Annotated in this window: 19 protein-coding genes; 3 read left to right on the plus strand and 16 right to left on the minus strand. The window is 75.1% G+C overall.

What is annotated here, in order from left to right:
* Positions 1–257: 257 nt before the first annotated feature.
* From BUE37_RS21695 to pyrR, 8 genes are read right to left on the minus strand one after another with little or no spacing between them, the layout of a single operon-like run.
* The gene (locus tag BUE37_RS21695; RefSeq protein WP_073422537.1) at positions 258–557 is read right to left on the minus strand and encodes a hypothetical protein; all 300 of its coding nucleotides are present in this window, start codon (positions 555–557) and stop codon (positions 258–260) included.
* Complete coding sequence (pyrF, locus tag BUE37_RS21700; protein WP_073422538.1) at positions 554–1,432, minus strand: orotidine-5'-phosphate decarboxylase; 879 nt, start codon at positions 1,430–1,432, stop codon at positions 554–556. Before pyrF ends, BUE37_RS21695 begins: the two co-directional genes overlap by 4 nt.
* Positions 1,429–2,799 carry a beta/alpha barrel domain-containing protein gene (locus tag BUE37_RS21705; RefSeq protein WP_245794864.1) on the minus strand — a complete coding sequence of 457 codons (1,371 nt, stop codon included), beginning with the start codon at positions 2,797–2,799 and terminating at the stop codon, positions 1,429–1,431. The genes pyrF and BUE37_RS21705 overlap by 4 nt, the downstream gene beginning before the upstream one ends.
* The gene (carB, locus tag BUE37_RS21710) at positions 2,796–6,089 is read right to left on the minus strand and encodes a carbamoyl-phosphate synthase large subunit (RefSeq protein ID WP_073422539.1); all 3,294 of its coding nucleotides are present in this window, start codon (positions 6,087–6,089) and stop codon (positions 2,796–2,798) included. The genes BUE37_RS21705 and carB overlap by 4 nt, the downstream gene beginning before the upstream one ends.
* Positions 6,089–7,255, minus strand: coding sequence for a glutamine-hydrolyzing carbamoyl-phosphate synthase small subunit (gene carA / locus BUE37_RS21715; RefSeq protein ID WP_073422540.1), 1,167 nt, complete (start codon positions 7,253–7,255; stop codon positions 6,089–6,091). Before carA ends, carB begins: the two co-directional genes overlap by 1 nt.
* Entirely contained in the window at positions 7,252–8,538 is a 1,287-nt protein-coding gene (locus tag BUE37_RS21720; protein WP_073422541.1) for a dihydroorotase, read from the minus strand. Before BUE37_RS21720 ends, carA begins: the two co-directional genes overlap by 4 nt.
* Positions 8,535–9,452 (minus strand): aspartate carbamoyltransferase catalytic subunit, encoded by a 918-nt coding sequence (locus BUE37_RS21725; protein WP_073422542.1) that lies wholly within the window; start codon positions 9,450–9,452, stop codon positions 8,535–8,537. Before BUE37_RS21725 ends, BUE37_RS21720 begins: the two co-directional genes overlap by 4 nt.
* On the minus strand, positions 9,449–10,021 hold the full coding sequence (gene pyrR, locus BUE37_RS21730) for a bifunctional pyr operon transcriptional regulator/uracil phosphoribosyltransferase PyrR (RefSeq protein WP_073422543.1): 573 nt from the start codon (positions 10,019–10,021) through the stop codon (positions 9,449–9,451). Before pyrR ends, BUE37_RS21725 begins: the two co-directional genes overlap by 4 nt.
* A 232-nt stretch (positions 10,022–10,253) precedes the next feature.
* Between pyrR and bldD the strand changes: the two genes are divergently transcribed.
* Positions 10,254–10,793 (plus strand): transcriptional regulator BldD, encoded by a 540-nt coding sequence (bldD, locus tag BUE37_RS21735; protein ID WP_073422544.1) that lies wholly within the window; start codon positions 10,254–10,256, stop codon positions 10,791–10,793.
* Between the two features lie 319 nt (positions 10,794–11,112).
* On the plus strand, positions 11,113–11,265 hold the full coding sequence (locus BUE37_RS24095) for a hypothetical protein (RefSeq protein WP_175562960.1): 153 nt from the start codon (positions 11,113–11,115) through the stop codon (positions 11,263–11,265).
* 14 nt (positions 11,266–11,279) lie between these two features.
* Here the strand turns inward: BUE37_RS24095 and BUE37_RS21740 are convergent, their stop codons facing one another.
* Positions 11,280–11,729 carry a MarR family winged helix-turn-helix transcriptional regulator gene (locus BUE37_RS21740; protein WP_073422545.1) on the minus strand — a complete coding sequence of 150 codons (450 nt, stop codon included), beginning with the start codon at positions 11,727–11,729 and terminating at the stop codon, positions 11,280–11,282.
* 60 nt (positions 11,730–11,789) lie between these two features.
* Here BUE37_RS21740 and BUE37_RS21745 point away from each other — a divergent pair, with 60 nt between their 5' ends.
* Positions 11,790–12,161: a VOC family protein gene (locus BUE37_RS21745; protein WP_073422546.1), complete on the plus strand. Its 372-nt coding sequence runs from the start codon at positions 11,790–11,792 to the stop codon at positions 12,159–12,161.
* Positions 12,162–12,177: 16 nt separating this feature from the next.
* Here BUE37_RS21745 and nusB read toward each other — a convergent pair whose 3' ends face one another.
* Genes nusB through aroC form a run of 7 tightly spaced genes read right to left on the minus strand, consistent with a single transcriptional unit; the run spans position 12,178 to position 17,458 of the window.
* Positions 12,178–12,588 carry a transcription antitermination factor NusB gene (gene nusB, locus BUE37_RS21750; protein WP_073422547.1) on the minus strand — a complete coding sequence of 137 codons (411 nt, stop codon included), beginning with the start codon at positions 12,586–12,588 and terminating at the stop codon, positions 12,178–12,180.
* A gap of 14 nt (positions 12,589–12,602) precedes the next feature.
* Complete coding sequence (efp, locus tag BUE37_RS21755) at positions 12,603–13,163, minus strand: elongation factor P (RefSeq protein WP_073422548.1); 561 nt, start codon at positions 13,161–13,163, stop codon at positions 12,603–12,605.
* Positions 13,164–14,270 (minus strand): M24 family metallopeptidase, encoded by a 1,107-nt coding sequence (locus BUE37_RS21760; RefSeq protein ID WP_073422549.1) that lies wholly within the window; start codon positions 14,268–14,270, stop codon positions 13,164–13,166. It lies immediately after the preceding gene.
* Positions 14,267–14,701 carry a type II 3-dehydroquinate dehydratase gene (gene aroQ, locus BUE37_RS21765; RefSeq protein WP_073422550.1) on the minus strand — a complete coding sequence of 145 codons (435 nt, stop codon included), beginning with the start codon at positions 14,699–14,701 and terminating at the stop codon, positions 14,267–14,269. The genes BUE37_RS21760 and aroQ overlap by 4 nt, the downstream gene beginning before the upstream one ends.
* A complete protein-coding gene (gene aroB / locus BUE37_RS21770) occupies positions 14,698–15,753 on the minus strand; it encodes a 3-dehydroquinate synthase (RefSeq protein ID WP_073422551.1) in 1,056 nt (351 codons plus the stop codon). The genes aroQ and aroB overlap by 4 nt, the downstream gene beginning before the upstream one ends.
* Positions 15,750–16,283 (minus strand): shikimate kinase, encoded by a 534-nt coding sequence (locus BUE37_RS21775; RefSeq protein ID WP_073422552.1) that lies wholly within the window; start codon positions 16,281–16,283, stop codon positions 15,750–15,752. Before BUE37_RS21775 ends, aroB begins: the two co-directional genes overlap by 4 nt.
* Positions 16,280–17,458 carry a chorismate synthase gene (gene aroC / locus BUE37_RS21780; protein ID WP_073422553.1) on the minus strand — a complete coding sequence of 393 codons (1,179 nt, stop codon included), beginning with the start codon at positions 17,456–17,458 and terminating at the stop codon, positions 16,280–16,282. The genes BUE37_RS21775 and aroC overlap by 4 nt, the downstream gene beginning before the upstream one ends.
* Positions 17,459–17,513: the final 55 nt, after the last annotated feature.

The raw sequence follows: 17,513 nt of genomic DNA on the forward strand, positions 1-17,513 counted from the left end.
CCGGCGTCTCTGTGCTGTCTCTCGTGCCGCGTCTGCGGGTCCGGCCCCGGCTCCTCAGGCCCGGCGGTCAACCTAGTAACCGGGAATCCGCAGGTCACGCGCCGTACGCCCGACGTTCTCGATCTCCGAACGTCCGCCGGTGACGCTGTGTGTGCCGTGTGTGTGACCGACCGTGAGACGCGCAGCTCACACCGTATACGGAACGGAACAGGTCCGCCGGACGGGGGATCCGACACGTCCGTCGCGACACGCCGGGGTCAGCGCCCGGCGCGCCGCCCCGACCTGCGGCCGAGCGCCCAGCCGCCGACTCCCGCCAGCACCAGCGCGCCCGCCACCGCCAGTCCCGCACCCAGCAGGGAGCCGTACGTCCAGAGGACGTCGACGCGGTCGAAGGAGAGCTCCAGCGAGCTCTCGTACGCCCGGGTCGGCGTCAGCGGCGCGTAGCTCCCGCCGTACACGACGGCGCCCGGCCGGCTCTCCCGCCGGAACACGACGACACCAGCGACGAGGAGCACCAGCCCCAGCGCCGCGACCGCCCACGGCAGGCCCCGCCTCACCGCGCGAGCTCCTCCGCCCACCGGGCCGCGGCCGCCCGCAGCGCCGCCGCGTCGGGGCCGGCGGCGAGGACGTCGCGGGAGACGGTCGGGACGACGGCGCGCCCATCGCCGAACAGCCGCCGCAGGTCGGCCGGGGTGCCGCCCTGGGCGCCCAGGCCCGGGGCCAGCACCGGCCCGCCGAGGCCGTCGAGGTCGACGTCGAGCGTGCGCAGCGTGGCCCCGACGACGACGCCGAAGGACCCCGTGGTGGCGCCCCAGCGCGACGCCTGGTCCTGCACCGCCCCGAGGTCGGGCAGCGGGTCACCCACCACCCAGCCGGGGGTGTTCCAGCCGCGGACGGTGTCGACGACGACCTGCGCGGCGCTCCGCTCCCCCACCGCCGCGGACTGCAGCGTCCCGGCGTCGGGGTTGGACGTGCGGGCCAGCACGAACAGCCCGCCGCCGGTCAGCCGGGCGGTGTCGACGGCCGGCTGCAGCGAGCCGGGGCCGAGGTAGGGGCTGACGGTCAGGGCGTCGACCGCGCACGGGTGCTCCGGCCGCAGCACGTCGGCGTAGGCGTCCATGGTCGAGCCGATGTCGCCGCGCTTGGCGTCGAGCAGCACCAGCGCCCCGGCGGCGCGGGCCCGGGCGACGCCGTCCTCCAGCACGGCCAGGCCGCGCGAGCCGTGCCGCTCGTAGAAGCCGGACTGCGGCTTGAGCACCGCCACCTGCCCCGCGAGTGCGTCGACGACGGCGTCGGTGAAGCGGGCCAGGCCGTCCGGGGAGTCGGGCAGGCCCCACCGCTCGAGCAGCGGCGCGTGCGGGTCGATGCCCACGCACAGCGGTCCCCGGACGGCGACGGCGTCGGCGAGGCGCTGCCCGAACGGCGCCGTCACCGGGGCACCGACCGCGAGAGCGTCTCGCCGTGCGCGGCGATGCAGTCGCGGGCGAGGAACGGGTCGGCGAAGGCGCCGGCGGCCGACTGGACGGCGTCGGCCCCGGCCTCCCACAGCGCGGCGAAGGAGGCCGGGTCGGTGACCCCGCCCATCGCCAGCACGTCGAAGCGGTGCCCGCCGGCGTCGCGCAGCGCGACCAGCCGGCGGGTGGCGTCCAGCGCCCGCTCGCGGACGGCCGCACCCGAGAGCCCGGCGACCGCCCGGCCGGGGAACGTCGGCTCGCCGTCGTCGCGCACCACCCGGGTCGCCACGGTGTTGATGCCGGCGACGCCGTCGACGAGCGGGCCGATCCGCGGCACCAGCGCGGCCAGCCGCGGCTCGTCCAGCCAGGAGAGCTTGGCGACCAGTCCGGTGCGGTCGTCGAGGCCGCGGCGCACGGCCTCGACCACCGCCACGGTGGCGTCGGCGTCGAGGCACAGCGGCGGCTTCACGCCGTCCGGGGAGGCCGACAGGGTGTTCGGGCAGGACAGGTTCAGCTCCACCACCCCGGCGCCGGCCTCCTGCGCGAGCCGCGCCACGGCGACGAAGTCGTCGACCAGGTCGGTCCCGGCGCCTGCACCCATCACGCTGACCAGGAGCAGCTGGTCGTCGTCGACAGCGGCCAGCGACCGCTCCAGGTCGGCCATCCACTCCGCCGGCGCCGGGGAGGGGACGCCGAAGGAGTTCACGGTGCTGACGCCGGGGTCGCCGGGCGCCGTCCAGTCCCACGGGTGGGAGACGACCTCGTCGACGGCCCCGTCGCGGGGCGGACGCGGCGCGAACGTCCAGTTCGGCTGCTCGTTCGGGTCGTGGGCGCGGCTGCGCACGGTCTTGTACGTGAGCACGCTGAACCCGTTGCGGGCGTGGAAGCGCACCCACTCCTCGCCGCCGTTGAGGACGCACGCGGGCACCCCGACCGGGAAGGCGACGTCGCGGCCGAGCACCCGCCAGCGCCGGTCGCCGGCCCGCGGGCGCTCCGGCAGCCGCGGGCCCACCGGCGTCGCCAGGTTCTCCCGGTAGGAGCCGAGCAGGTCGTAGGACGGCGTCCGCACCCCGTGCGCGGCGAGCACCCCGCCGAGCCGGGCCGTGAACAGCACCCGGGTGAGCAGCGGCAGGTCGCCGGCACCGGCCTCCCCCGCCGCCAGCCGGACGACCAGCGCCCCGGCGTCGGTGCGCAGCGCGTCGAGCGCGGGTGCCGGCGGCGTCGCGAACCGGGTGACCCCGGCGAGGAACGCCGCCGGCAGCCCGTCGAGCAGCCGGCGGGCGACCAGCTCGTCCCGCACGGCGCCGACGACGTCCCCGCCCTCCGCGCGCGAGGGGCGGCTCACGGTGCCGCGGTGAGCGCCGCGTGGACCTCCTGCAGGCTGCGCACCCCGAGGTCGCCGCGGCGCAGCGCCTCGACGCCCTGCACGGCCGCGGCCATCCCCTGCACCGTCGTGATGCACGGGATGCCGGCGGCCACCGCCGCGGTGCGGATCTCGTAGCCGTCCAGCCGCGGCCCGCTGTTGCCGGGCGACCCGAACGGCGTGTTGACGACGATGTCGACGTCGCCGGCCAGGATCCGCTCGACGCAGTTGCCCGGGCCCTCGCTGTACTTGCCGACCACCTCGCAGTCGACGCCGTTGCGCCGCAGCACCCGCGCGGTGCCGGCGGTGGCGAGCACGCGGAAGCCGAGGTCGGCGAGCCGCTTGATCGGGAAGACGGCGGCGCGCTTGTCGCGGTTGGCTAGCGAGACGAACACCGTGCCCTCGGTCGGCAGCGGCCCGTAGGCGGCGGCCTGCGACTTGGCGAACGCGGTGCCGAAGCCGTCGTCGAGGCCCATGACCTCGCCGGTGGACTTCATCTCCGGCGACAGCACGGTGTCCACGCCGTGGCCCTCGACGGTGCGGAACCGGTGGAAGGGCAGCACCGCCTCCTTGACCGCGATCGGCGCCCGCTCGGAGAGGTCGACGCCGTCGCCGGCGGCCGGCAGCACGCCCGCGGCGCGCAGGTCGGCGATCGTCTCGCCCACCGCGATCCGCGCGGCGGCCTTGGCCAGCTGCACCGCCGTCGCCTTGGACACGAACGGCACCGTGCGCGAGGCGCGCGGGTTGGCCTCCAGCACGTAGAGGACGTCGTCCTTGAGCGCGTACTGCACGTTCATCAGGCCGCGGACGCCGATCCGGGCGGCCAGCGCCTCGGTGGCGGCGCGGATCTGCTCGAGGTCGCCGGAGCCCAGGGTGATCGGCGGCAGCGCGCACGCGGAGTCGCCGGAGTGGATCCCGGCCTCCTCGATGTGTTCCATGACGCCGCCGAGGTAGAGCTCGGAGCCGTCGTAGAGCGCGTCGACGTCGATCTCGACGGCGTCCTCGAGGAACCGGTCGACCAGCACCGGGTGCTCGGGGCTGACGTCGGTGGCCTTGGCGATGTAGGCCTCGAGCGTGGCGTCGTCGTAGACGATCTCCATGCCGCGCCCGCCCAGCACGTAGGAGGGCCGCACGAGCACCGGGTAGCCGATGCCGGCCGCGATCTCCCGTGCCTCGGCGAACGTCGTCGCGGTGCCGTGCAGGGGGGCGAGCAGGCCGGCGTCGGCGAGCACCCGGGAGAACGCGCCGCGGTCCTCGGCGTCGTCGATGGCCTCCGGCGAGGTGCCGAGCACCGGCACGCCGGCGTCCTTGAGCCGCTGCGCGAGGCCCAGCGGCGTCTGTCCGCCGAGGGTGCAGACGACCCCGGCGACGGGACCGGCGGCGCGCTCGGCCTCGACCACCTCGAGGACGTCCTCGAAGGTCAGCGGCTCGAAGTACAGCCGGTCGGCGGTGTCGTAGTCGGTGGAGACGGTCTCGGGGTTGCAGTTGACCATCACGGCCTCGTAGCCGGCGTCCTGCAGCGCCATGACCGCGTGCACGCACGAGTAGTCGAACTCGATGCCCTGCCCGATCCGGTTGGGCCCCGAGCCGAGGATGAGCACCGCCGGCTTCTCCCGCGGCTCGACCTCGGTCTCCTCGTCGTAGGACGAGTAGTGGTACGGCGTGCGGGCGGCGAACTCGGCCGCGCAGGTGTCGACGGTCTTGTAGACCGGCCGGATGCCCAGGCGCCAGCGCAGCACCCGGACGCCGTCCTCGCCGGCGAGCTCGGGCCGCAGCGCGGCCACCTGCCGGTCGGACAGGCCGTGCCGCTTGGCGCGGCGCAGCAGCCCCGGGGTGAGCGCGGGGGCGTCGCGGACCTCGGCGGCGACCTCCTGCACCAGCGCGACCTGGTCGACGAACCACGGGTCGAAGCCGCTGGCCTCGGCCACCTGCTCGACGGTCGCGCCGGCCGCCAGGGCCGCCTCGGCGGTGTAGAGCCGCCCGTCGACCGGGGTGCGCAGCGCCTCGAGCAGCTCGGCGGCCGAGCGCGGGTCGGGCGCGCCGGTCCAGAAGCCGGCCACCTTCGTCTCCGTCGAGCGCATGGCCTTGCCCAGCGCCTCGGGGAAGTTGCGGCCCATGGCCATGACCTCGCCGACGCTCTTCATCGTCGTGGTCAGCCGCGGGTCGGCGCCGGGGAACTTCTCGAACGCGAAGCGCGGGATCTTCACGACGACGTAGTCCAGCGTCGGTTCGAACGCCGCCGGGGTGACCCCGGTGATGTCGTTGGTGATCTCGTCGAGGGTGTAGCCGATGGCGAGCTTCGCGGCGATCTTGGCGATCGGGAAGCCGGTGGCCTTCGACGCCAGCGCCGACGACCGGGACACCCGCGGGTTCATCTCGATGACGACCAGGCGCCCGTCGGCGGGGTTGACCGCGAACTGGATGTTGCAGCCGCCGGTGTCGACGCCGACCTCGCGCAGCACCGCGATGCCGACGTCGCGCATCCGCTGGTACTCGACGTCGGTGAGCGTCATCGCCGGGGCGACGGTGACCGAGTCGCCGGTGTGCACGCCCATCGCGTCGACGTTCTCGATCGAGCAGATGACGACCACGTTGTCGCTGCGGTCGCGCATCAGCTCGAGCTCGTACTCCTTCCACCCGAGCACCGACTCCTCGATGAGCACGGTGTGCACGGGTGAGTCCGCGAGGCCGTGGGAGGCCATGCGGCGCAGCATCGCCTCGTCGGTGGCGAAGCCGGAGCCGAGGCCGCCCATGGTGAAGCTCGGCCGGATGACGACGGGGTAGCCGACCTCCTCCGCCGTCTCCAGCGCCTCCTCGACCGTGCCGCACACCCGCGAGCGCGGGGCGTCGGCGCCGATGGACCGGACGATGTCCTTGAACTTCTGCCGGTCCTCGCCGCGGTTGATCGCGTCGACGTCGGCGCCGATGAGCCGCACGCCGTAGCGCTCCAGCGTGCCGTTCTCGTACAGGCCGATGGCGATGTTGAGCGCGGTCTGCCCGCCGAGGGTGGCCAGCAGCGCGTCGGGGCGCTCCTTGGCGATGACCCGCTCGACGAACTCCGGCGTCAGCGGCTCGACGTAGGTGGCGTCGGCGACGTCGGGGTCGGTCATGATCGTCGCCGGGTTGCTGTTGACCAGGCTGACCCGCAGGCCCTCGCTGCGCAGCACGCGGCAGGCCTGGGTGCCGGAGTAGTCGAACTCCGCGGCCTGGCCGATGAGGATCGGCCCGGAGCCGATGACCAGGACGTGCTCGATGTCGGTGCGCTTGGGCATCAGGCGTTCTCCCCCGTGCTGTGCTGGACGACCGGCGCCGGGCTGACGGCCGTGCCGTCCCGCCGGTGGGCGTCCATGAGGTCGACGAAGCGCTGGAACAGCGGCGCGGCGTCGTGCGGGCCGGCCGCCGACTCCGGGTGGAACTGGACGCTGAACGCCGGCGCGTCGAGCAGCCGCAGCCCCTCGACGACGTCGTCGTTGAGGCCCACGTGGCTGACCTCGGCGCGGCCGTACGGGGTGTCGGTGGGCCGGTCGAGCGGCGCGTCGACGGCGAACCCGTGGTTGTGGCTGGTCACCCGGACCGTGCCGCTGACCCGGTCGAGCACCGGCTGGTTCAGGCCGCGGTGGCCGAAGCGCAGCTTGTAGGTGCCCAGGCCCAGCGCGCGGCCGAGGATCTGGTTGCCGAAGCAGATGCCGAACAGCGGCCGGCCGGCGTCGAGGACACCCCGCACCGCGGCCACCGCGTAGTCGGCCGCGGCCGGGTCGCCGGGGCCGTTGGAGAGGAAGACGCCGTCGGGGCCGTGCGCCAGCAGGTCGGCGGCGGTCGCCGTCGAGGGCAGCACGTGCGTCTCGACGCCGAGCGCGGCCAGGTGCCGCGGCGTCGCCGTCTTGATGCCGAGGTCGAGCGCGGCGATGGTGAACCGCCTCTCCCCCTCCGCCGGGACCACGTAGGGCTCGCGGGTGCTCACCTGCGGCGCGAGGTCGGCGCCGGTCATGCCCTCGGCGGCGCGGACCCGGGCGAGCAGGGCGTCGGCGTCGCCGGACTCGCTGCTGATCCCCGCGCGCATGGCGCCGCGCTCGCGCAGGTGGCGGGTGAGCGCGCGGGTGTCGATGCCGCTGATGCCGACGACGCCCTGCGCGGCGAGCTCGTCGTCGAGGCTGCCGGTGGCCCGCCAGTTGGCCGGGCGGCGGGCCGGGTCGCGCACGACGAAGCCGGCCACCCACATGCGGCGGCTCTCGTCGTCCTCGCCGTTCACGCCGGTGTTGCCGATGTGCGGCGCGGTCATGGTGACGATCTGGCCGGCGTAGCTGGGGTCGGTCAGCGTCTCCTGGTAGCCGGTCATCCCGGTGGCGAACACCGCCTCGCCGACCGTCGTGCCGACCTTGCCGTAGGCCTCGCCGCGGAACGTCCGCCCGTCCTCGAGCACGAGGATCGCCTCGGTCACTTCACTGCCTTCCCGTCCAGAACGGTCGCCTCGCCCCGCAGGAACGTGGCGACCACGCGGCCGGGGAGCTCCCGGCCGGCGTAGGGGCTGTTGCGGCTGCGGCTGGCCAGCGCGGCCGGGTCGACGGTGGCCCGGGCGGCGGGGTCCAGCAGCAGGAGGTTGGCCGGCTCGCCGGGGGCGAGCGGGCGGCCGTGGCCGTCGAGGCGGCCGATCGCGGCGGGCCGCACCGACATGCGGTCGGCGACGCCGGCCCAGTCGAGCAGGCCCGGCTCCACCAGCGCCTCGAGGACCACCGAGAGCGCCTGCTCCAGCCCGAGCATCCCGGGCCGGGCCTGCGCCCACTCGCTCTCCTTGTCCTCCACCGCGTGCGGCGCGTGGTCGGTGGCGACGGCGTCGATCGTGCCGTCGGCCAGACCCGCGCGGAGGGCGTGCACGTCCTCGTCGGTGCGCAGCGGCGGGTTGACCTTGAACACCGGGTCGTAGGACTCGGCGCAGGCCTCGGTGAGCAGCAGGTGGTGCGGGGTGACCTCGGCGGTCACCTGGACGCCGCGGGACTTCGCCCAGCGCAGGAGCTCCACCGACCCGGCGGTCGAGACGTGGCAGACGTGCAGCCGCGCGCCCACGTGCTGGGCGAGCAGCACGTCGCGGGCGATGACCGCCTCCTCGGCGGCGGCCGGCCAGCCGGTGAGCCCGAGCCGCGCGGAGCGGTCGCCCTCGTTCATCTGCGCGCCGACGGTGAGCCGCGGCTCCTCGGCGTGCTGGGCGACGACGCCGTCGAAGGCCTTCACGTACTCCAGCGCCCGGCGCATGAGCGCGGGGTCGGCGACGCAGTGCCCGTCGTCGGAGAAGACCCGCACCCGGGCGGCCGAGTCGGCCATCGCGCCGAGCTCGGCCAGCCGCTCGCCCCGGAGGCCCACCGTCACCGCGCCGACCGGGACGACGTCGACCAGCCCGGCCTCCTGGCCCAGGCGCCACACCTGCTCGACGACGCCGGCGGTGTCGGCGACCGGGTCGGTGTTGGCCATGGCGTGCACCGCGGTGAACCCGCCGAGCGCCGCGGCCCGGCTGCCGGTCTCCACCGTCTCGGCGTCCTCGCGGCCGGGCTCGCGCAGGTGGGTGTGCAGGTCGACCAGGCCGGGCAGCGCCACGAGCCCGTCGGCGTCGACGACGGTCGCCCCCGGGACGGACAGCCGGCCACCGACCGCCGCGACCCGGCCGTCCTTCAGCAGCAGGTCGGCGGGCTCGCCGCCGAGCACGCGCGCCCCCTTGATCAGCGTGGTCACGCGTTTCCTCCGAGGAGCAGGTAGAGCACGGCCATGCGGACGCTGACGCCGTTGCCGACCTGCTCGACGATCGTCGAGCGGACCGAGTCGGCGACGTCGGCGGCGATCTCCATGCCGCGGTTCATCGGGCCGGGGTGCATGACGATCGCGTCGTCGGACAGCGCGGCCATCCGGACGGCGTCGAGGCCGTAGCGGCGGCTGTACTCCCGCGCGCTGGGGAAGAACGAGGCGTTCATCCGCTCGGCCTGGACGCGCAGCATCATCACCGCGTCGGCCTTGGGCAGGACGGCGTCGAGGTCGTAGGAGACCTCCACCGGCCACGAGCCCACGCCCACCGGCAGCAGCGTCGGCGGCGCGACGAGGGTGACCTGCGCGCCGAGGGTCGTCAGCAGCCAGACGTTGGACCGCGCCACCCGGCTGTGCAGGACGTCGCCGACGACGACCACCCGGACGCCGTCGAGGCGGCCCAGCCGGCGGCGGATCGTGTAGGCGTCGAGCAGCGCCTGGGTGGGGTGCTCGTGGGTGCCGTCGCCGGCGTTCACCACGCTGCCCTGCACCCAGTTCGCGAGCCGGTGCGGGGCGCCGGAGGCGGAGTGGCGGACGACGATCGCGTCGCTGCCCATCGCCTCCAGGGTCAGCGCGGTGTCCTTCAGGCTCTCGCCCTTGGAGACGCTGCTGCCCTTGGCCGAGAAGTTGATGACGTCGGCCGACAGCCGCTTGGCCGCCAGCTCGAAGGAGATCCGGGTGCGGGTGGAGTCCTCGTAGAAGAGGTTCACCACCGTGCGCCCGCGCAGCGTGGGCAGCTTCTTGACCTCGCGGCCGGCCAGCGCGGCGTCGATCTGCGCGGCCGTGTCGAGGACGAGCGTGGCGTCGTCGCGGTCGAGGTCGGCCGCCTCCAGCAGGTGCCGCTTCACTGCTCCACCACCACGACCTCGTCGGTGCCGTCGGTCTCGGCCAGGTGCACGCGCACCTTCTGGGCGCGCGAGGTGGGCACGTTCTTGCCCACGTAGTCGGCGCGGATCGGCAGCTCGCGGTGGCCGCGGTCGACGAGCACCGCCAGCTGCACGGCGCGCGGGCGGCCGAGGTCGCGCAGCGCGTCGAGCGCCGCCCGGACCGAGCGGCCGGAGAACAGGACGTCGTCGACGAGGACGACGAGCCGGCCGTCGATGCCCGCGTCGGGCAGGACGGTGTCCTCCAGCGCGCGGACGCCGCGCAGCCGCAGGTCGTCGCGGTAGAGGGTGATGTCGACGGTGCCGGTGTCGACCGCCGTGCCGCTGAACGCGGCCACCCGGGCGGCGAGCCGGCGGGCGAGCGGGGCGCCGCGGGTGGGGATGCCGACCAGCACCAGGTCGGCGAGGGACTCCCCCGCCTTCTCGATGAGCTGGTGGGCCATCCGGTCGACCACGCGGGCGACGTCGGCGGGGGCGAGCAGGACGCCGGGCGTGGACGCGCGACCGGCAGGGGGCTCCGGGGAGCCGGCCATCAGGCCTCCTTCCCCGCCTCACGGGACGGGTCGTTAAAGGAGTGGGGTGGACCGGCGACGACCGTACTGCACCCTCCCGTGTGACCGTCGTCGCGCGTCGCGCCACCGCAGGTGGGCACGGGGGGAGAAGGATTCCCCAGGAGGAGGGAGCCGCTGTCGCACCTCCCGACGAACCAGTACGCTCAGTCACCAACGAGCCTCCTCCACGACGACGGACAGTGAGCAGACACGCATGAGCACGGACTACTCGCGGGCCCTGGGCGCCCGGCTGCGGGCCATCCGCAACCAGCAGGGCCTGTCCCTGCAGGGCGTGGAGGACAAGTCGCACGGCCGCTGGAAGGCCGTCGTCGTGGGCTCCTACGAGCGCGGCGACCGCGCGGTGACCGTGCAGCGTCTCTCGGAGCTGGCCGTGTTCTACGGCGTGCCGGTCTCCGAGCTGCTGCCCGACCCGCGCCCGAGCTCGGCGGTCACCTCGACCACGAAGATCGTGCTCAACCTCGAGTCGCTGGGCTCGCTGCCCGCCGACGAGGCCGGCCCACTGGCCCGCTACGCGTCGACCATCCAGGCGCAGCGGCACGACTACAACGGCAAGGTCCTCTCCATCCGCGCGGAGGACCTCAAGTCGCTGGCGATCATCTACGACATGAGCCCCGACGAGCTCACCACCCGGCTGATCGAGTGGGGCGTGCTCAACCCGGGCGGCATGGACGGCATGGGTGCCGGCGCCGATGACGACGACGAGACCTGGGACCGCCGCCGCGCCCCGCGCTGACCCCCGACACACCTCCCCACCACTGCACGAGGCCCGCTCCGGCACCCGCCGGGGCGGGCCTCGTCGCGTCCGGACTCCACTCCCCCGCCCCGCGCGCGCTGTGTGCACGCAGCGCGCTCCGGGGGCTCCCCCGGCCGCGCCGTGGGCACACAGCGCGGTCTCCCGACGTCCGGCTACGACAGAGGCACGCCCCCGCTCCAGCCGCACCTGCCGTCACGGTGCGCGAGGGGGTGACCGCGCTCGGTCCCGGAACTGTCGGTGGGTGCTCCTAGCGTCCGTCCCGTCGCTGAGAACCCGGCGCACGACGCGAGGAGTCCCCGTGCACACCAGCCCACCGGTCGCCCTGCCCGACCCCGAGCTGCTGCTCGCTGCCCGCCGCCGCGAGGCGCTGCGCCGGGCGCACCGGCGTCAGTCGAGCGTGCGGATGGCCGCGATGCTCACCGCCGCCGCGGGCACCGGCCGCCGTCCCTGACGCCGGCCCGGCCCTCAGGCGCCCGGCTCGAGCGCGGCCACGCACTCCTGCAGGTCGGCCAGCAGGCGCTCGCGCCGGTCGGGCGTCAGCCCGGCGAGCATCCGCTCCTGCACCCCGGCGACGGCGACGCTGGCCTCGCGCAGCCGCCGTCGCCCCTCGTCGGTGACCGTCGCCGGCAGCGCCCGGCCCTGCGGTGCCACCGCCGGCCGCGACACCCAGCCGGCGTCCTGCAGGCCGGCCAGCACGCCGGTCATCGCCTGCCGCGTCACGAACGCCGCGCGGGCGAGCTCGGCCACCGAGGAGCCGGGCCGCTGGTCGAGCAGCTCCAGCGTCGCGTACTGGGACACCGTCAGGCCCAGCGGCCGCAGCGCGGTGTCCATGGCGCCGCGCAGCACGGTCGCGGCCTGTTTGAGCACGTAGCCCACCGCCCGGTCGACGTCGCCGACCCCGCCCTCTTGACTCATGTCAGGATCCTGACACACTCGACCATGTCAACATCCTGACATCACTCCCGAGGAGCAGCCATGACCGTCACCGGACCCGACTTCGTCGCCCTGCAGGTCACCGACCTCGAGCGCTCGGCGGCCTTCTACGCCGGCACCCTCGGCCTGCGCCGCGCACCGGCCGGCCCGCCCGGCGCGGTCGTGTTCGCCACCACGCCGGTGGCCTTCGCCGTCCGCGAGCCGCTGCCGGGCGTCGACCCGGCCGCGGCGCGGCCCCGCCCGGGCCTGGGCGTGGCGCTGTGGCTGGCCGCCGACGACAGCCAGGCGCTGCACGACCGGATGGCCGCCGACGGCGTGACCATCCTGGCGCCGCCGGCCGACACGCCCTTCGGGCGGGCGTTCACCTTCGCCGACCCCGACGGCTACGCCGTCACCGTGCACGACGCCCGCTGAGCGGGCGCCGGCCGGCTCAGGAGGAGGTGGGGACCTCGGCGTCGAGGATGGCGCCGAGGACGCCGTTGACGTACGCCGGCGACTCGTCCGTGGACAGCGCCCGGGCGAGCTCGACGGCCTCGTCGATGACGACGGCGTCGGGCACGTCGTCGGCCCACAGCAGCTCGAAGACCGCCATGCGCAGGATCGCGCGGTCGACGTCGGGCAGCCGCTCCAGCGACCAGCCGCGGGCGTGCTGCTCGATCAGCTCGTCGATGCGGCCGGCGTGGGCGGCGACGCCCTCCACCAGCCGGACGGCGTGCTCGGGCATCGGCGGGTTGGCGTGCGCGACGCGCTCGCGCAGCATGTCCACCGGGTCAGCGCTGCGCAGGTCGGCCGCGTAGAGGACGTCGACGGCGCGCTTGCGCGCCTTGGTGCGTGCGGCCATGTGCAGGGGCGCGATCAGTTCGCGCGGCCGAGGTACCGGCCGTCGCGGGTGTCGACCTTGAGCTTGTCGCCGGTGTTGACGAACAGCGGCACCTGGATCTGCGCGCCGGTCTCCAGGGTGGCGGGCTTGGTGCCGCCGGTGGAGCGGTCGCCCTGCAGGCCCGGGTCGGTGTGCTCGACGACGAGCTCCAGCGTCACGGGCAGCTCGACGTACAGCGGCACGCCCTCGTGCACGGCGACGACGGCCTCGGTGTTCTCCAGCAGGTAGTCGGCGCCGCCGCCCACGGTCTCGGCCGGGACCGGGATCTGGTCGAAGGTGTCGCCGTCCATGAAGACGAAGTCGGTGCCGTCCTTGTACAGGTACGTCATGTTCCGCTTGTCGACCGTGGCGGTCTCGACCTTGGTGCCGGCGTTGAAGGTCTTGTCGACGACCTTGCCCGAGAGCACGTTCTTGAGCGTCGTCCGGACGAACGCGCCGCCCTTGCCGGGCTTGACGTGCTGGAACTCGGTGACGGACCACAGCTGGCCGTCGAGGTTGAGGACCATGCCGTTCTTGAGGTCGTTGGTGGTAGCCATCTAGAGGACCAGCAGTTCCTTGCTCGTGAGGGTCAACAACTCGGGCGCGTCCGCCGTGACGACCAGCGTGTCCTCGATCCGGACACCGCCGTGGCCGGGCAGGTACACCCCGGGCTCCACGGTGACGGCCATGCCGGCGGCCAGCCTACCCGCGCCGAGCGGGCCGATGCCCGGCGCCTCGTGGATCTCCAGGCCGACGCCGTGCCCGAGACCGTGGGTGAAGTGGTCGGCGTGGCCGGCCGCGGCGATGACGTCGCGGGAGGCGGCGTCGACGGCGACGACGTCGGCCCCGACCGCGAGCGCCGCCCGCCCGGCGGCCTGCGCCTCGGCGACCAGCGCGTAGACCTCGCGCTGCCAGTCGGCGGCGTGCCCGAGCACCACGGTGCGGGTCATGTCGGAGTGGTAGCCGTCGACGGTGGCGCCGAAGTCGAGCTTGAGGAAGTCGCCCCCGGCGAGCACCGTGCGGTCGGGCCGGTGGTGCGGGATGGCGGAGTTCGCGCCGGTGGCCACGATCGTCTCGAACGACGGCGCCTCGGCACCCAGGGCGAGCATCCGGGCGTCGAGCTCGCGGCCGACCTCCAGCTCGGTGCGACCCGGGCGCAGCGCGCCGTCGGCGGCCAGCTCGGCGAGCGCCTGGTCGGCCACCGCGCAGGCACGGCGCAGCGCGTCGACCTCGTCGTCGTCCTTGACCGCGCGCAGCTCCTCGACGGCGCGCGCGACGCTGACCAGCTCGGGCACCGTGCCGCCGGCGGCGGCGTCGGTGAGCACCCGCTCCAGCTTCCGGTGGCCGTCGACGGTCACCTCGTGACTCTCGTAGCCGAGCCGCCCGGCGCCGCGCGTGACCGCCTCGCGGGCCAGCGCCGGCACGGTGGCGCGGTCGACCAGCAGCTCGAGGTCGGGCACCTGGGTGCCGGCCTGGGTGGTGTAGCGGCCGTCGGTGCCGAACACGTCGCCGCCGTCGGTGCGCAGCAGCAGCGCCCCGTTGGAGCCGGTGAACCCGGTCAGGTAGCGCACGTTGAGCAGGTTGGTGACCAGGACGGCGTCGAGGCCGCGCTCGGCGGCCGTGGCCCGCAGCCGCTCCCGGCGCTCGGCGGCGCGCCCGGTCACCGGTGGCCCCGCAGCGACATCCACTGCAGCGCGAGCACGTAGCCCTCGACGCCGAGGCCGGCGATCACGCCGTCGGCCACGGCGGAGACGTAGGAGTGGTGCCGGAACGGCTCCCGCTTGTGCACGTTGCTGATGTGCACCTCCACCAGCGGCGACTGCAGCGCGGCCAGGGCGTCGTGCAGGGCGATCGACGTGTGCGACCAGGCGGCCGGGTTCAGGATCACCGGGTCGCGGGCGTCGGTGGCCTCGTGCACCCAGCGGAGCATCTCGGCCTCGTCGTCGGTCTGCCGGACCCGGACCTCCATGCCGAGCTCGCGGCCCGCCGTCTCGAGGAGGTCGACGAGCTGGGCGTACGTCGTCGGGCCGTAGACCTCGGGCTCGCGGGTGCCGAGCCGCCCGAGGTTGGGCCCGTTGAGCACCTGGATCGTCACTGTTCCTCCGCAACCGCGGCCCACGCCGCGTCCAGCCATGCCTGCTCGGGGTCGGTCAGGATCGTCGGGTTGCCGATCCCGTCGAGGACGACGAAGCGCAGCGTCGCGCCGCGGGCCTTCTTGTCCACCCGCATCACCGCCTGCAGCGCCGCCCAGTCGCCGCGGTAGGTGATGGGCAGGCCCATCGCCGCCACCAGCTCGCGGTGCCGGTCGGCCTCGGCGCGGGTCAGCGTGCCGGCCTGCGCGCCGAGCTCGGCGGCGAAGACCAGGCCGACGGCGACCGCCTCGCCGTGCCGCCAGCCGAAGTCCTCGACCCGCTCGATGGCGTGGCCGAGGGTGTGCCCGTAGTTGAGGTACTCGCGGACGCCGGTGTCGAAGAGGTCCTGGCCCACCGCGTCGGCCTTCACCCGCACCGCGCGCTCGACGAGCTCCTCGGTGTCACGGCGGCCGGTCGGGTCGGCGGCGAGCAGGTCGAGGATCGCGCCGTCGGCGATGAGGCCGCACTTGACCACCTCGGCCATGCCGGAGCGGAACTCCGCCTCGGGCAGCCCGGCGAGCACGTCGGTGTCGGCGAGCACGCCGGCCGGCGGGTGGAACGCGCCGACGAGGTTCTTGCCCGCCCCGGTGTTGATGCCGGTCTTGCCGCCGACCGCGGCGTCGACCATGCCGAGCACGCTGGTGGGCAGGTGGACGACGCGGATGCCGCGGGTCCAGGTGGCGGCGAGGAAGCCGGCGAGGTCGGTGACCGCTCCCCCGCCCACGCCGACGACGGCGTCGGCGCGGGTGAGCCCGAGCCGGCCGAACTCCTCCCACGCGGCCGCGGCGACCTGCGCGGTCTTGGCGGCCTCGCCGTCGGGGACGACGACGGCCTCGGCGGCCACGCCGGCGGTCTGCAGCGTCTCGACGGCGGCCCCGGCCAGCGCGGCCAGCGGCGGGGCGTGCACGACGGCGGCCTTCGGCGTCCCGGCGAGCACGAGGCCGAGCTCGGCCTGCGCGCCGGCGCCGATGACGACGTCGTAGGGCCGCTCCCCCGCGACCGTCACCCGCCTCACCGGCCGGCTCCCGCCGGGAGGGCGGCGAGCACGTCGGCGACCACGTCGTCGGGGGTGCGCCCCCCGGTGGGCACGACCACGGTGGCGACCTCCGCGTAGAGGGGGGCGCGCTGCTCCAGCAGGGTGCGCAGCATCGCCCGGGGATTGACGGCCAGCAGCGGGCGGTCGCGGGACAGCCCGGCCCGCTTGGCGGCCGAGGGCAGGTCGACGTCGAGGTGGACGACGGTGCCGCCCGCCCGGCCGTGCGCGACGAGCAGCGCGCGGCTGGCGGCGCTGAGCACGGCGCCGCCGCCGAGGGCGAGGACGCCGTCGTGCTCGGCGAGCGCGCGGGCGACCGCCTGCTCCTCGAGGTCGCGGAAGTGCTGCTCGCCGTGGGTGACGAACAGGTCGGCGACGCTGGTGCCGGTGCGCGCCTCGACGTCGGCGTCGGTGTCGCGGAACGGCAGGCCGAGTGCGGCGGCCACCGCCGTGCCGACGGTGGTCTTGCCCGACGCGGGCGGCCCGACCAGGACGAGGAGCGGTCCCGTCACCGGAACGGGAGCGCGTCGAGGTAGGTCTGCACGTTGCGGCGGGTCTCGGTCACCGAGTCGCCGCCGAACTTCTCCAGGACGGCGTCGGCGAGCACCAGCGCCACCATCGCCTCCATGACGACCGCCCCGCGCGGGACGGCGATCGCGTCGCTGCGCTGGTTGATCGCGACCGCGGCGTCGCCGGTGGCGACGTCGACGGTGGCCAGCGCCCGCGGCACGGTGGAGATCGGCTTCATGGCGGCGCGCACCCGCAGCACCTCGCCGTTGGTCATGCCGCCCTCGATGCCACCGGCGCGGTCGGTGACCCGCCGCATCCGGCCGTCCTCGGGAACGATCTCGTCGTGGGCAACCGAGCCGCGGCGGCGCGCGGTCTCCAGGCCGTCGCCGACCTCGACCGCCTTCACCGACTGCACGCCCATGAGCGCACCGGCCAGGCGGGAGTCCAGGCGGCGGTCCCAGTGCACGTGGCTGCCCAGGCCCGGCGGCAGGCCGTGCACGACGACCTCGATGACGCCGCCGAGGGTGTCGCCGTTCTTCCGGGCGTCGTCGACCTCGGCGACCATCACCGCGCTGGTGGCCGGGTCGGCGCAGCGCACCGGGTCGTCGTCGATGCGCGGGTTGTCCTGCGGGCCCGGGACGACGCCGTCGGGGACGGTCACCGGCCCGATCGCGACGACGTGGCTGACCACCTCGACGTCGAGCACCTGACGCAGGAACGCCCGTGCGACGGCGCCGAGCGCGACGCGGGCGGCGGTCTCGCGGGCGCTGGCCCGCTCGAGCACCGGGCGCGCGTCGTCGAAGCCGTACTTCTGCATGCCGGCGAGGTCGGCGTGGCCCGGCCGCGGCCGCGTGAGCGGGGCGTTGCGGGCCTGCCCGGCGAGCACCTCGGGGTCGACCGGGTCGGCCGACATGACCGTCGTCCACTTGGGCCACTCGGTGTTGCCCACCTGGACGGCGATCGGGCCGCCCATGGTCACGCCGTGCCGGACGCCGCCGGTGAGGGTGACGGCGTCCTGCTCGAAGGACATCCGGGCGCCGCGGCCGTGGCCGAGGCGGCGGCGGGCGAGGTCGACGTCGAGGTCGGCGGTGGTGACCCGCACGCCGGCGGGCAGGCCCTCGAGGATGGCGGTGAGCTGCTGGCCGTGCGACTCACCGGCGGTCAGCCAGCGCAACATGCCGGCGATTCTGCCAGCCGGGCCGCGGCCCCCTGCCCGCGGCGGGGCACCGGAC

The sequence above is a fragment of the Geodermatophilus nigrescens genome, from assembly GCF_900129495.1.
GTDB lineage: Bacteria > Actinomycetota > Actinomycetes > Mycobacteriales > Geodermatophilaceae > Geodermatophilus > Geodermatophilus nigrescens.

Coding starts and splice junctions, on each gene's coding strand:
- BUE37_RS21740 (WP_073422545.1), bottom strand. CDS start 11,729: ATGAGTCAAGAGGGCGGGGTCGGCGACGTCGACCGGGCGGTGGGCTAC.
- BUE37_RS21745 (WP_073422546.1), top strand. CDS start 11,790: ATGACCGTCACCGGACCCGACTTCGTCGCCCTGCAGGTCACCGACCTC.
- pyrR (WP_073422543.1), bottom strand. CDS start 10,021: ATGGCCGGCTCCCCGGAGCCCCCTGCCGGTCGCGCGTCCACGCCCGGC.
- efp (WP_073422548.1), bottom strand. CDS start 13,163: ATGGCTACCACCAACGACCTCAAGAACGGCATGGTCCTCAACCTCGAC.
- carB (WP_073422539.1), bottom strand. CDS start 6,089: ATGCCCAAGCGCACCGACATCGAGCACGTCCTGGTCATCGGCTCCGGG.
- nusB (WP_073422547.1), bottom strand. CDS start 12,588: ATGGCCGCACGCACCAAGGCGCGCAAGCGCGCCGTCGACGTCCTCTAC.
- bldD (WP_073422544.1), top strand. CDS start 10,254: ATGAGCACGGACTACTCGCGGGCCCTGGGCGCCCGGCTGCGGGCCATC.
- aroC (WP_073422553.1), bottom strand. CDS start 17,458: ATGTTGCGCTGGCTGACCGCCGGTGAGTCGCACGGCCAGCAGCTCACC.